The organism is Cytobacillus gottheilii, from assembly GCF_001636345.1.
Lineage (GTDB): Bacteria > Bacillota > Bacilli > Bacillales > Cytobacillaceae > Cytobacillus > Cytobacillus gottheilii.
Window position 1 is genome coordinate 1,131,046 of record NZ_KV440945.1, and the last position, 13,429, is coordinate 1,144,474.

General features: G+C 39.3%; 9 protein-coding genes, 1 tRNA gene and 2 rRNA genes (1 of these 12 cut by a window edge). 7 read left to right on the forward strand and 5 right to left on the reverse strand.

All coding sequences use genetic code 11. The features are described from left to right. Nucleotides 1–243 precede the first annotated feature (243 nt). Nucleotides 244–582, forward strand: a complete 339-nt coding sequence (locus tag A6754_RS05375) for a PadR family transcriptional regulator (protein ID WP_066442869.1) — start codon at nucleotides 244–246, stop codon at nucleotides 580–582. Next, nucleotides 567–1,109, forward strand: a complete 543-nt coding sequence (locus A6754_RS05380; RefSeq protein ID WP_066442870.1) for a DUF2812 domain-containing protein — start codon at nucleotides 567–569, stop codon at nucleotides 1,107–1,109. Before A6754_RS05375 ends, A6754_RS05380 begins: the two co-directional genes overlap by 16 nt. Nucleotides 1,110–1,476: 367 nt before the next feature. Here A6754_RS05380 and istB read toward each other — a convergent pair whose 3' ends face one another. Together istB and istA are read right to left on the reverse strand one after the other, a co-directional pair. Next, complete coding sequence (gene istB, locus A6754_RS05385) at nucleotides 1,477–2,241, reverse strand: IS21-like element helper ATPase IstB (RefSeq protein ID WP_025909801.1); 765 nt, start codon at nucleotides 2,239–2,241, stop codon at nucleotides 1,477–1,479. Between the two features lie 2 nt (nucleotides 2,242–2,243). Then, nucleotides 2,244–3,806: an IS21 family transposase gene (gene istA / locus A6754_RS05390; RefSeq protein ID WP_016205450.1), complete on the reverse strand. Its 1,563-nt coding sequence runs from the start codon at nucleotides 3,804–3,806 to the stop codon at nucleotides 2,244–2,246. A 393-nt stretch (nucleotides 3,807–4,199) separates the two neighbouring features. Between istA and A6754_RS05395 the strand changes: the two genes are divergently transcribed. Then, nucleotides 4,200–4,907 carry a TraX family protein gene (locus A6754_RS05395; protein WP_066442871.1) on the forward strand — a complete coding sequence of 236 codons (708 nt, stop codon included), beginning with the start codon at nucleotides 4,200–4,202 and terminating at the stop codon, nucleotides 4,905–4,907. Between the two features lie 22 nt (nucleotides 4,908–4,929). Next, complete coding sequence (locus A6754_RS05400; RefSeq protein WP_066442872.1) at nucleotides 4,930–6,111, forward strand: M15 family metallopeptidase; 1,182 nt, start codon at nucleotides 4,930–4,932, stop codon at nucleotides 6,109–6,111. Nucleotides 6,112–6,316: 205 nt separating this feature from the next. Here A6754_RS05400 and A6754_RS05405 read toward each other — a convergent pair. After that, nucleotides 6,317–6,388 (reverse strand) — tRNA-Ala (locus tag A6754_RS05405). Between the two features lie 206 nt (nucleotides 6,389–6,594). Beyond that, nucleotides 6,595–7,290 (reverse strand): MgtC/SapB family protein, encoded by a 696-nt coding sequence (locus A6754_RS05410; RefSeq protein ID WP_066442873.1) that lies wholly within the window; start codon nucleotides 7,288–7,290, stop codon nucleotides 6,595–6,597. A gap of 111 nt (nucleotides 7,291–7,401) precedes the next feature. Between A6754_RS05410 and A6754_RS05415 the strand changes: the two genes are divergently transcribed. Further along, nucleotides 7,402–8,307: a DMT family transporter gene (locus A6754_RS05415; RefSeq protein WP_066442874.1), complete on the forward strand. Its 906-nt coding sequence runs from the start codon at nucleotides 7,402–7,404 to the stop codon at nucleotides 8,305–8,307. A gap of 913 nt (nucleotides 8,308–9,220) precedes the next feature. Here the strand turns inward: A6754_RS05415 and A6754_RS22905 are convergent. Continuing rightward, a complete protein-coding gene (locus A6754_RS22905; RefSeq protein WP_180320194.1) occupies nucleotides 9,221–9,394 on the reverse strand; it encodes a hypothetical protein in 174 nt (57 codons plus the stop codon). A gap of 1,008 nt (nucleotides 9,395–10,402) precedes the next feature. Between A6754_RS22905 and A6754_RS05420 the strand changes: the two genes are divergently transcribed. Then, nucleotides 10,403–11,952 (forward strand): 16S ribosomal RNA (locus A6754_RS05420). Nucleotides 11,953–12,451: 499 nt separating this feature from the next. Continuing rightward, nucleotides 12,452–13,429: ribosomal RNA gene (locus tag A6754_RS05425) — 23S ribosomal RNA — on the forward strand (it continues 1,956 nt past the right edge of the window). The 16S and 23S rRNA genes sit together here, the layout of an rRNA operon.

Genomic DNA, 13,429 nt, shown 5'->3' on the forward strand with positions numbered 1-13,429 from the left:
TAAAAAAACTAGATAATAAGGTACTTTTCAATAACAACTTATATGTTTTATTCATTTGCAATGATCACCTCTTGTTTATTATGCAGAGATTAAAGAGTTTCATACTTTATGTTAAGTAAAAATGTCTTCTGATGCAGATACCGTAACTGGAGGCTAAAAGGTATCTATAAATAGGCTTTACAGTTTATATCGAGGTGTGATATAAAATGTATATCAAGACGTGATATATCGAGGTGTGTATTATTGGACGATTTGGATGAAGAAAAAATACTGAAAAAATATCTTCCTATGACAGAAACTGCTGCATATATATTGTTTTCTTTTGTGGAAGTAAGGCATGGGTATGATGTAATTCAGCATGTCGAGAAGCTAACAAATGGGAGAATAAAGCTTGGAGCAGGAACGATGTATGGGACCATTACTAAACTTGAGCGGGATGGAATTATTCAATTTTTACATGAAGATCAAAAAAGGAAGTATTATCAAATCACTGATATTGGACGATACATTTTACAGCAGGAAGCAAGAAGAATTAAGGAGTTATATCATAATTTAGGGGGGGTAGCATGGGAAGAACAATAAAGAAATTTCGCCCTTATACAGTAGATCAATTTGAGGAAGAGCAGCAGTATTTTGAGGAGATGTCTTCTAAAGGCTTCCATTTTGTAAAGTACAAATTTCCTTTCTATCACTTTCATCAAGGGGAACCAGGAGATTACCAGTATCAGATAGACTTTCAAAATTTAGATGATAGCAATAAGGAAAGCTACCTGCAGTTATTTAAGGATGATGGCTGGGAGTTTATTGTGGAATACGGCGGTGTTTACGGTACATGGTTTTACTTCCGTAAATCGAAAAGTGCTGACGAGTCGCTGCGAATATTTACAGATACAGATTCAAAAGTTGAGCTTTATGGAAAAATCAGAAGAAATTGGGCGTTTTATTTTATTTTTCTCTTTTTAGTCACTATGATACCAAACTTCTTGCTTGGAGATTCCTTTACCAGCATTCTGTTGTACGTTATGTGGCTAATTATAGCAGTTATTTATGCAAAAATTACATTAAGGCTCACCTTTAAAATTAGAGACTTAAGAAGATCGGAAATATGAACGTAAATGGTTAGCGATAAAAATATTCTAGCTATATTAAGATGGAAGGTTGTCATTAGCGGACTATCCTTTTAAAAGAAATAGCTTTCTATGCTTGAGTAAAAGCATAGAAAGCTATTTCTTTTTTTGTAAGTAAGATTTCAGTTCACTTCAAACATGTCAATTATAAGCTGGTAAACTCAATTATACTTTCAGGAACTATATTAAATGTCATTTATCTTGTAGGTGCCAAATCATTTTGATCAATGTTATTTAGAGCGATGTATATAGAAGTTTTTATTGATTTGGCTAATAGTTTTAAGCTTCTGTATCATAATATGTTTAATCCTGTTGTGACCGTCAAGTAGAATGAAACAATTTTTGCTCGTTATTTTGAAACACTTTGTTCCCCAAATATGGTAGAACGATGCTTCATACGATAACTATCTTCATTTAAATGAATGATTTCTACTCGGTGAAGAATCCTATCTAGAATTGCTGTTGTTATAGCTTGATCACCCAATAATTCTCCCCATTCTTTTGGTGCCTTATTAGAGGTCAAGATAATGGAAGACTGATTATACAAGTCATTAATTAAATGAAAGAACATATTAGCTTCTTGTTGATCCATTGCCATAAACATTAAGTCATCTATTATGACTAAATCAGCCTCTCTAATTCTTTTCATTCTTGCTTTTGACTTTCGTGTGATTTCTTCTGTTTTCAGGTTATGAATTAAATCTCCCATTGATGTGAATATCGCTTTATACCCTTGGTTAATAGCCTCTATTCCTAGGCCTACGGCCAGGTGAGTTTTACCTACACCTGGTGGCCCTAATAAAATCAAATTGTACAGCTGTTCTATCCAAGTTAAATCTTTTAATCTATTTAGTTGTTTGTTGCTTAAAGACTTTTGTTCTTTTAAATTAAACTCCTCAAGTGTTTTGCTGAAAGGAAAAGTTGCCCACTTTAATCGGTTGTTTAGTTGCTTTTCTTCTCTTCGAGTTTGCTCATAAGAAGTGACATCTAACAGGAATTGAGTAAATGAAAGGTCTTTTTGCTCAGCTTCTCTGATCAAATGGGGGAGATGCTTGGCAGTTTCAACGAGTCTTAACCCTTTCATTATGTCTTGTAATTGTTGGATTTGGCTCATCGCTATTCAACCTCCATTAAAACCGTGTAAGTATCTACTTTTCTTTTGTATGCTTCTGTTTCTAAAACCCATTCTGATAGCCTGTTCAAAGTCTTAACTTCTTTCTTTTTATCAATAACTGTTTCATGTACCTGGCGCTGACGTTTCACATATGCAATGATATCGCCAAAATCAGTTGCACTGTATAATTTCCTTTTTAAACACTCTGCTAACGCTTTAGTCAGTACTTCGTTATCGATACCTTTTGTTTCGCGCAAGATGATTTGCAACTGGTCTTTAATGTAACGAGGATTTTTTTCCCTAACCTTCTCTAAATATTTAAAGGCTAGTTCTTTATCTTCAAATCTCTCAGCCACTGTATTAATGAATGCTCCAACACCTTTTGTACGATCCCTACTATGTTTTTTATCTTTTATTAACATCCCTTTCCCTTCGGGAATTGAATGTTTTGCAATAATTTCGCCAGTATCAGGTATATAAATAACTAATTCTTTAGTCTCCGTTTCCTTGATACATACTTTTTCATATTTGTTATAAGTTCCAAGTGGAAGAGAGTACCGATTAGATTGGTAACGAATAGTATTGTCCTTATGAACACATCTTGCTATACTTATCTCATAGTTATTTTGAATATCTATATTTTGGGAGACTGGTTTTAAGTGTTGCTTTTCCAGGAGGAACACTTCGAATGGTCTCTTTTTTGTTGTATTGTGTATTTTATAGTTACCCGTTCTGTTCAGCCATTCCCATCCTTGCTCATTCCAAGAGTCGATGTTATGAAACACTCTATGTTTGGCATAGTTTTGTTTGATAAATCCAACTACATTTTCTATTCTTCCCTTACTCTCAGGGTCAGCTTTTCTACAAACCCGAAGGTTTATTCCTCTGGATTCTCTATACTGCTGAAATTCTTTAGTTAAAATTAGATCTCCACCATTTTCGCTAACAACAATTAAACTATCTTGGTCATAAACGATCTCATTGGTCATTCCTCCATACCATTTAAACGCGTTCTCATGGGCTTGTATAACATCCCGTGTTGTAAATGGTCTATCCAACCACTCTTTATACTTTTGTCTAGAATGTGATAAGACAAAAGCTATAAAGTTGAGTTTGGCTTCCTTATTATCAACAGTTTTTTGTCTCGTATGACCAAAATCTACTTGCATTTGTTCTCCCATTGGGGGATCAGGAATTGCCTCATACATTCGAGGAGATGTTTCCTTATTTATTTTGTATTCTTCTCTTAATGCTTTTACATATGTTCTTACTGTACTTTCTCCAACAGTTAGATCTTTATATTTCTCTAAAAGCCAATCATAAACTTGTGCTGCTGACATATCCGGATGCATTCTCAACCAAGATAAAATCAGTTCTTTATATGGATCTAATTTTTTCTTTTTATACTGAAGAGAATCAACCCATTCCGCCATCTCCGAAGGAGATCTCTTTAAGTGCCTGTAAACAGTTGTTCGAGAAACCCCTAACTTTTCAGCTATCTTTGTCTGACTAAATCCTTGCTTTAATAATTGCTTTATCTCCATGTACATTTCCCACTTATCCACCTTCGCTAACCTCCACTGCAAGTATGAACTATGATCATTTTACAGTGATAGGTTGATATTTTTTGCTGGTATATTTGGGTAAATAAGCGTTTCATCTTATCAAGCAAAAACTGTACACTTTATTCTAGCAGTCACACCTGTTTAGTTTTTGTTGAAAAGGGTAAAAACGATTAGTCCACAATTCTTATGCATCAGCATTCACTAGAAGCAGCACAATTATTGATTGAAGTATTCTTACCTGATAAAACATATTGGTTCACACTGGAACTACTCCCAAAGTAATTAACTCTGCAATAAAATTACTATTTGAATAAAAATGAATACAAACTCGCCATGCTAGAACAGACTTTACTTCTTATTGATGAAATCAGACTTGAAAAGGGAGAAACCTCAATGAATCTGCAACATACAAAAGGGTTAAACACAAATGTTCTTAAAGTTATAGCTATAGTTGCTATGGTAGTTGATCACACCGCCATCTGGCTAGTTCCTGACGAAAATACTCTGCATATTATTCTCCATGCATTTGGCAGGCTTGCTGCCCCTATCATGTGTTACTTAATTGCTGAAGGTTATTTCTATACTTCAAATGTAAATAAATACATAAAACGCCTTTTTATTTTTGCTCTCATTTCGCATTTTCCATTTGTGATGTTTCTTGGTCTTGAATGGTGGCAGGCTACGAGTGTGATTTGGACATTGCTGATGGGGCTGATTGCTCTGGCTGTCAGTCAAAAAACAAACATTTCAATTGTAATCAGGATAGGTGTAATTATTTTATGCTGTCTTCTAGCATATACTGCTGACTGGAACTATATAGGTGTCCTTTGGATCTTATTTTTTGGAATATTTAGAGGGCGTTTTAAGCTGCAGATGCTCAGCTATGGCTTAATTGGGGGGATACTCTACATTATTCCTGGTTTGTATAATTTAGGATATGAATCCATATTTCGGTTTGGAATACTTCTGGTAATTCCTTTATTCGCATTATACAATGGTACACATGGAAGGAAATCTAAACTGATTAAATGGGGATTCTACATTTTTTATCCTCTTCATCTTTTTTTGCTATATCTTTTTAGATATATCATTTTTGATTGATTTTTAGTTGAGGAGATGAGAAATGCTTAAATATAGAAAGCATAGGGCCTTAGAAATTTTGGCTTTAGGAGGTTTTGTGATATTCATACTGGCTTTATTGGTGAATATCGCAAGTCAGGGTGATGGTTACAGTGAGAACGATTCTGTAAAAGAAATAAAGGAACACAGTTTAAAAAATGCATCGAATGTTCTCCTGAAAGAAGTGCCTGAAAGTAAACCATATGTTGGTGAATTGGAACTTCCGGTTCATGGTGCTACAGGATATGCATCTGTAAATTTAAACTTGAAAGATTCACCGGATCCTAATTCCAAAACTGTGGACACGATTCAAGCTGGAGAAGGTTTTGAAATTATAAAGGAAGAAAAAGATTGGTGGTTTGTTAATCGAGGAGAGTCATCTGGCTGGGTACCGCATAAATATAGTCTGATCAACCTTCCGGATGTCATTCCCTCTATGATTTATAATAACACCAACACTTACGCATCGAAATTTGCTTCGTCAGGTAAATCTATACCTTACGTTTCTAACCGTGCTTTATACTCGGGCAAGACATACAATGAAAGGCTTAAGAAAGAAGAATATATTATGCCTGTTCTTTATTCAATGTCAAAAAAGATTTATAAAGCACAACAGCATGCACTGTCTGAGGGGAACTCACTCATACTCTATGAAGGGTTTAGACCCCTCTTTGTTCAGAATGCGGTAGTAGAAGGACTGACTGAATTAGCCAATAATGATGCAGAAGTGATGAAAGGCATAAATACCGCTCCATGGGGGATAACATGGTTTATAACAAATGGTGTTTCTAATCATCAAATGGGCTACGGAATGGATGTTAGTCTGGCGAAAGTAAACTCAACTAAGGAAGTTTCAATAGGGGATTACACAGTAAACATGATAGAGGATTATACAGAATATACTATGCCCACGCCTATTCACGAATTAAGCGGTGCTTCTGCGAAATTCACATCTGCTGTGACATCAAGAAACGATACAGCATGGAGGAATGCTGTTTATACAGATTCGATGAATGAGGCGGCTATCAATCTGCAATTATACTGTACGTCTGCTGGACTTACTCCTTTGGCTTCAGAATGGTGGCATTTTAATGATTTGGATGCCAGAGATGAAACGGCGGATAACATTAGCACAGGGGATTATTTTCTCGTAGAAGTTTACAGCACAATTCCAGCTGAAAGGTAATTACAGCGTGATATTACCTGATCGGAAGATGTATATCGTTATAGTAATGATAAGGGCGTCTGCTTTTACCAGGCAAATAACTAAGGATGTTTGAACTAGTGGATATATTAAAAACAGCTGCCAAATTTGGCAGCTGTTTTTTAGTTATAGTTCAATTAAGTTAGAAATATAAAAAAATCCTTGCTGTGCAAGGATTTTCGTAAAATGGAGCATACCGGATTCGAACCGGTGACCCCTTCGCTGCCAGCGAAGTATTCTCCCGCTGAACTAATGCCCCGTTAGTTATGACAAAGAGAATTTTATCATATTTGTGTACTCACTACAACTGGTGTTTAAATAATTAATTTAATATTCTCTTTTTAATCTGATGATTCTCAGATGCGTTATAAAGTTTACGATACTGCCACAGAGCATAACTAATTTCAGAACGGTCATGAGATGAAACTTTAAAGGTGGCCTCATTTGGCCATCCTTAGAGTTTCATCAGCTCATGCTTTCAATCTCCATAAATTTAACACCTTTTATATTGGATACGCTGTAATAAACATCTGTTGTACGCCTTTTATAGTGTACCGTTACAAGCAGCTGAACATTATGAGTGCCGTCCTCCAAATCCTTTATGCGAACTTTTTGAATGGAGATTTTTAATTCTTTTATAGCAGGAATGAGATTTACAATGTCTTCTTTGCTTTCAATCATTAATTCAAGAAGTATTTCTTTTTCTCTCAGCTGCCGCGGGCCGATTAAACTTAATATGAAAGGGATCACCTCTACAGAAATAATTAACAAGGCTGCGCCAGCCGCCGCTTCCAGATAAAACCCAGCTCCTACTGCGATGCCAATTCCTGCAGCTCCCCAAATGATTGCAGCTGTTGTTAATCCTGATATTGTATCATTGCCTCTTCTTAAAATAACGCCTGCACCCAGAAAACCGATTCCAGATACAATTTGTGCTGCAAGCCGCAGCGGATCCATCGTAATATTTATTTGATCATTGCCTGTAAATACATAAGCTGATTCAATTGATACAATGGTCAAAAGACAGCTGACAATGGAAATAACAAGGCTGGTTTTTAATCCAACGGGCTTTCTCTTTAATTCGCGCTCAAGACCGATTACTAGTCCGAGGAAAGCGGAAATTCCTAACTTAATCAGTATTTCTGTTTCTAAACCTGGCATATTATCTCCTGCTTTTAATTTATTTAGTGTAGTTTTTTCACTGCTTTACTAGGAAACAGTGTAAAATAGTACTTACCCACAAATGACAACGATTAATCAAGGAGAAAACAAATGTCTGATGCAAAAGTAAATCCGTATATGCTATTGGCCATTGGGGTTATTTCGGTATCCACTTCGGCTATTTTAGTGAAATTTTCTAGTGCGCCTGCTGGCGTTATAGCCTTTTATAGGCTGTTTTTTTCTGTGCTGTTTATGCTGCCGGTATTTTTACTAAAGTATGTTCCGGAACTGCGGCTTATTACTAAACGGGACTGGGTATTTTCTGCATTGGCGGGAGTATTCTTAGCATTTCACTTCATTTTATGGTTTGAATCGCTGAATTACACTTCAGTTGCCAGCTCGACTGTACTTGTTACGCTGCAGCCTTTATTTGCTTTTATCGGCACCTATATTTTCTTTAAAGAAAAATTTTCCTGGAAGGCAATTCTAAGCGGAATGATCGCCATTGTTGGAAGTGTAATCATCAGCTGGGGAGATTTTAAAATAAGCGAATCAGCACTTTTTGGAGATATATTGGCTCTGATTGCTTGTGCGCTTGTAACAGCTTATCTCATGTTTGGTCAAACAGTTCGAAAAAGGGTATCTCTTATTACATATACTTTTCTCGTATACTTGATTTGTACAATTACACTGTTCTTTTATGTGATTCTTGCAGGAGAACCGCTGTATCCATATCCGGCAAGTGACTGGGGGTACTTTATTCTGCTAGCTCTAGTTCCGACATTACTAGGACATACTTTATTTAATTGGTCACTTCAATGGCTGAGTACTTCGACGATTTCGATGGCTATTTTATTCGAGCCAGTGGGGGCTGCGATCTTGGCTTACTATTTATTACAGGAAAGTCTTGTATGGACTCAAATAGCTGGAGGGTTAATAGTAATAGGCGGGATATCCATTTTTCTATTAGATGAAAGAAGAATGCAGAAAAGGAAGTTTAAGAAAAAGACTGTTTAAAGATCTTGTTGTTGGTAAAAAATCCTTCTGGTGGAAAAGCCTAAGAGTGCTGTGTATTCTTAGGCTTTTTGTATATATTAGTAGTTCTAAGGTGTTTTTCAGTAGTTATTGAAAACGATGTCGTGTGCAAACGGGGGAAACGAGCTCGGGAAGTCCAGTAAATGGAAAAAAGTGTTGTGAAAACGGGAGAAACGAACTCGAAAAGTCCAGTAACTGGAAAAAGGTGTCTTGTAAACAGGAGAAACGAGCTCGAAAAGTCCAGTAACTGGAAAACAGTGTCGTGTAAACGGGAGAAACGAGCTCGAAAAGTCCAGTAATTGGAAAACAGTGTCGTATAACCGGGAGAAACGAGCCCGAAAAGTCCAGTAACTGGAAAAAAGTGTCGTATAAATAGGAGAAACGAGCCCGAAAAGTCCAGTAACTGGAAAAAAGTGTCGTGTAAACGGGAGAAACGAGCCCGGAAAGTCCAGTAACTGGAAAAAAGTGTCGTGTAAACGGGAGAAACGAGCCCGAAAAGTCCAGTAACTGGAAAACAGTGTCGTATAAACAGGAGAAACGAGCTCGAAAGGTCCAGTAACTGGAAAAAGGTGTCTTGTAAACAGGAGAAACGAGCTCGAAAAGTCAAGTAACTCGAATACAGGGCGATATAAATCAGAATCAACTGTTAATCATTTGGCGAGAAAAACATAGAACGGTTATATGGAAATGCAATATTGCTTTTATATAAATGAAATGATCATAGAAGAGCACTCTCTCCCGATATATAATCACCTATTCAAGAACGAAGTGATAGAAACTGTCATCATCCCAACAAGCAGCACGGCGTATACAACAATGATGACAGCTGCGAAGAAAATGAATGCGGATCCAGTTTTACCTTTTAAAAGGTAAAGGCTATTTTGTTATGCTGAGATCAAATGAATAAATAAGATAATCTTGAAAAGACCAGGCCGGCCATGGTTGAAAAGATAAATGTTCCTCCATAAACTTTTCCTTTGCTGTTAGAAATGCGGATTGCTTCCATATAGGAGACAGCAAACAAGAATACCGCCATTCCTACTGATAAATAAAGAGCTAAGTTTTCCATTTAATTGTGCACCCTTTCATAGATTAGATACTAGAGTTAATAGATTCTATGAAGAAGGCAGCAAAACTATTCCTAATGGAATCTGTTAAAAGAACTTTAGTAGTAAATAATTGAGACTGGGACAAAACTAAAATACTATCCTAAAACAAGTATATTTATGGTTCTGGTTGGGGTATTTAAATCAGCCCGTTCCCTCTGCGTTACGGGCCATGATTTCTTGGAATTACAAGTTAAGCCATCTCTGCGCGGTCTTACTCTTTTCTCTATGGCCCACAGGAGTCGAGTGTCCTCAGCTCCATTTTACTTATTTTTAAAAAGAAAAATTCTAAATTAAAATTAGAAAAATTAGCTTACTTACCTTTCGGTTCTATATGTAGTGTTAAATTCTTATATCCCAACCTCTTGTTGTTTACTAACAATTATGTAGGAACTGATATAATTGGCTCAACCTATTTAATTCTTATTATTTATATTGAAAGGAGAGCTGATCGGATTCCCACACAAAATAATTTCAATAATATTTAAAAGGATAAAGCATTCTTGTGGCTGATTCTTGGAAAGCAGTTTAACCAGGTTTCTAAATATATCTTTTAAAAAAGATCAAAATTTCTTCTATATGAAGTATTGCAAGCAGAATATAGTTTCTGTAAGGTTGATTATTATGTCTATACTTATAAGTTCTAATTTGCATAAATACCTATTAAAGAAATGAAGTATAAAAAAATAAAATAAAAAATAAAAAAATATATTGCAAACATATTTAGAACATGATATATTAAATCTCGTCCTCATGAGAGGCGCACAATTGAATTACAACTTCTTAAAAAAACATTTTAAAAAAGTTGTTGACTCGGTTGTGGAAAGCTGTTATGATAATAAAGTCGCTTCTGAGCGGCGGAGTTAATAAAATTGCTCTTTGAAAACTGAACGAACAATAAAACGTCAACGTTTAAAAAGATTCTTCGGAATCAACAATGTACATTATGTACACAAGAGCTAATCAACTCTTTCTTGGAGAGTTTGATCCTGGCTCAGGACGAACGCTGGCGGCGTGCCTAATACATGCAAGTCGAGCGGACAGATGGGAGCTTGCTCCCTGAAGTTAGCGGCGGACGGGTGAGTAACACGTGGGCAACCTGCCTGGAAGACTGGGATAACTTCGGGCAACCGGAGCTAATACCGGATAATGCTTTTGGACTCATGTCCTTAAGCTGAAAGATGGTTTCGGCTATCACTTACAGATGGGCCCGCGGCGCATTAGCTAGTTGGTGAGGTAACGGCTCACCAAGGCAACGATGCGTAGCCGACCTGAGAGGGTGATCGGCCACACTGGGACTGAGACACGGCCCAGACTCCTACGGGAGGCAGCAGTAGGGAATCTTCCGCAATGGACGAAAGTCTGACAGAGCAACGCCGCGTGAGTGATGAAGGTTTTCGGATCGTAAAACTCTGTTGTTAGGGAAGAACAAGTATCGGAGTAACTGCCGGTACCTTGACGGTACCTAACCAGAAAGCCACGGCTAACTACGTGCCAGCAGCCGCGGTAATACGCAGGTGGCAAGCGTTGTCCGGAATTATTGGGCGTAAAGCGCGCGCAGGCGGTCCTTTAAGTCTGATGTGAAAGCCCACGGCTCAACCGTGGAGGGTCATTGGAAACTGGGGGACTTGAGTGCAGAAGAGGAGAGTGGAATTCCACGTGTAGCGGTGAAATGCGTAGAGATGTGGAGGAACACCAGTGGCGAAGGCGACTCTCTGGTCTGTAACTGACGCTGAGGCGCGAAAGCGGGGGGAGCGAACAGGATTAGATACCCTGGTAGTCCACGCCGTAAACGATGAGGGCTAAGTGTTAGAGGGTTTCCGCCCTTTAGTGCTGCAGCAAACGCATTAAGCACTCCGCCTGGGGAGTACGGCCGCAAGGCTGAAACTCAAAGGAATTGACGGGGGCCCGCACAAGCGGTGGAGCATGTGGTTTAATTCGAAGCAACGCGAAGAACCTTACGAGGTCTTGACATCCTCTGACACTCCTAGAGATAGGACGTTCCCCTTCGGGGGACAGAGTGACAGGTGGTGCATGGTTGTCGTCAGCTCGTGTCGTGCGATGTTGGGTTAAGTCCCGCAACGAGCGCAACCCTTGCTCTTAGTTGCCAGCATTCAGTTGGGCACTCTAAGGTGACTGCCGGTGACAAACCGGAGGAAGGTGGGGATGACGTCAAATCATCATGCCCCTTATGACCTGGGCTGCACACGTGCTACAATGGATGGTACAAAGGGCTGCAAGACCGCGAGGTTTAGCCAATCCCATAAAACCATTCTCAGGTCGGATGGCAGGCTGCCACTCGCCTGCATGAAGCCGGAATCGCTAGGAATCGCGGATCAGCATGCCGCGGTGAATACGTTCCCGGGCCTTGTACACACCGCCCATCCCACCACACGAGGTTGTAACACCCGAAGTCGGAGGGGTAACCTTTTGGAGCCAGCCGCCTAAGGTGGGACAGATGATTGGGGTGAAGTCGTAACAAGGTAGCCGTATCGGATGGTCCGGCTGGATCACCTCCTTTCTAAGGATGAAATGAAGTTTATCTTCATTAAAAGACGTCTTTATTTGTTCGTTCAGTTTTGAGAGAGCAATCTCTCTGGGTTAGTATTCTGAAATAGAATATTAGCTTAAATACATTGCTCCTGCGCCGCAGTAGTCCGAGGAAGTTAATCCTCAGCTTATCGCAAGGCAGCATGAAGAATAGCTGCGATGGCTAATCACGATGTGATTGAAATCAGCGGCCTTGTTCCTTGAAAACTAGATAATGCAATATAGAAGAAGATTACCAAGTAATCGCCATCTTAGTTTTTTCTCTCTTATTTATTTTAAGTAAGAGTAATAACCACGAGTGTAAAAAGTATGTGTTACCAACTCATCTTTTTACCAAACCGTGAGGGAAGCGAGAAGCAAGTAGATCAAGGAAGCGACCGAACGAGCACCGGAACGTACGAAGTTGGTACGTGAGGAGCACAGTGAGAGAGCTGACGCAGAGATACGCCGCTTATCGATTTCCGAACACTGGTTAAGTTAGAAAGGGCGCACGGTGAATGCCTTGGCACTAGGAGCCGATGAAGGACGGTACTAACACCGATATGCTTCGGGGAGCTGTAAGTAAGCTTTGATCCGGAGATTTCCGAATGGGGGAACCCATCATCCGTAATGGGATGATATCTTTACCTGAATACATAGGGTATTGAAGGCAGACCCGGGGAACTGAAACATCTAAGTACCCGGAGGAAGAGAAAGCAAACGCGATTCCCTGAGTAGCGGCGAGCGAAACGGGATTAGCCCAAACCAAGAGGCTTGCCTCTTGGGGTTGTAGGACACTCTACACGGAGTTACAAAGGAACGAGGTAAGTGAACAGGTCTGGAAAGGCCGGCCAGAGAAGGTAAAAGCCCTGTAGTTGAAACTTCGTTCCCTCCAGAGTGGATCCTGAGTACGGCGGGACACGAGAAATCCCGTCGGAAGCAGGGAGGACCATCTCCCAAGGCTAAATACTCCCTAGTGACCGATAGTGAACCAGTACCGTGAGGGAAAGGTGAAAAGCACCCCGGAAGGGGAGTGAAATAGTTCCTGAAACCGTGTGCCTACAAGTAGTCAGAGCCCATTTACGGGTGATGGCGTGCCTTTTGTAGAATGAACCGGCGAGTTACGATTACATGCAAGGTTAAGTTGATAAGACGGAGCCGCAGCGAAAGCGAGTCTGAATAGGGCGAATGAGTATGTGGTCGTAGACCCGAAACCAGGTGATCTACCCATGTCCAGGTTGAAGTTCAGGTAACACTGAATGGAGGACCGAACCCACGCACGTTGAAAAGTGCGGGGATGAGGTGTGGGTAGCGGAGAAATTCCAATCGAACTTGGAGATAGCTGGTTCTCTCCGAAATAGCTTTAGGGCTAGCCTCATGTAGTAAGAGTCTTGGAGGTAGAGCACTGTTTGGACTAGGGGCCCTCATCGGGTTACCGAATTCAGACAAACTCCGAATGCCAAAGACTT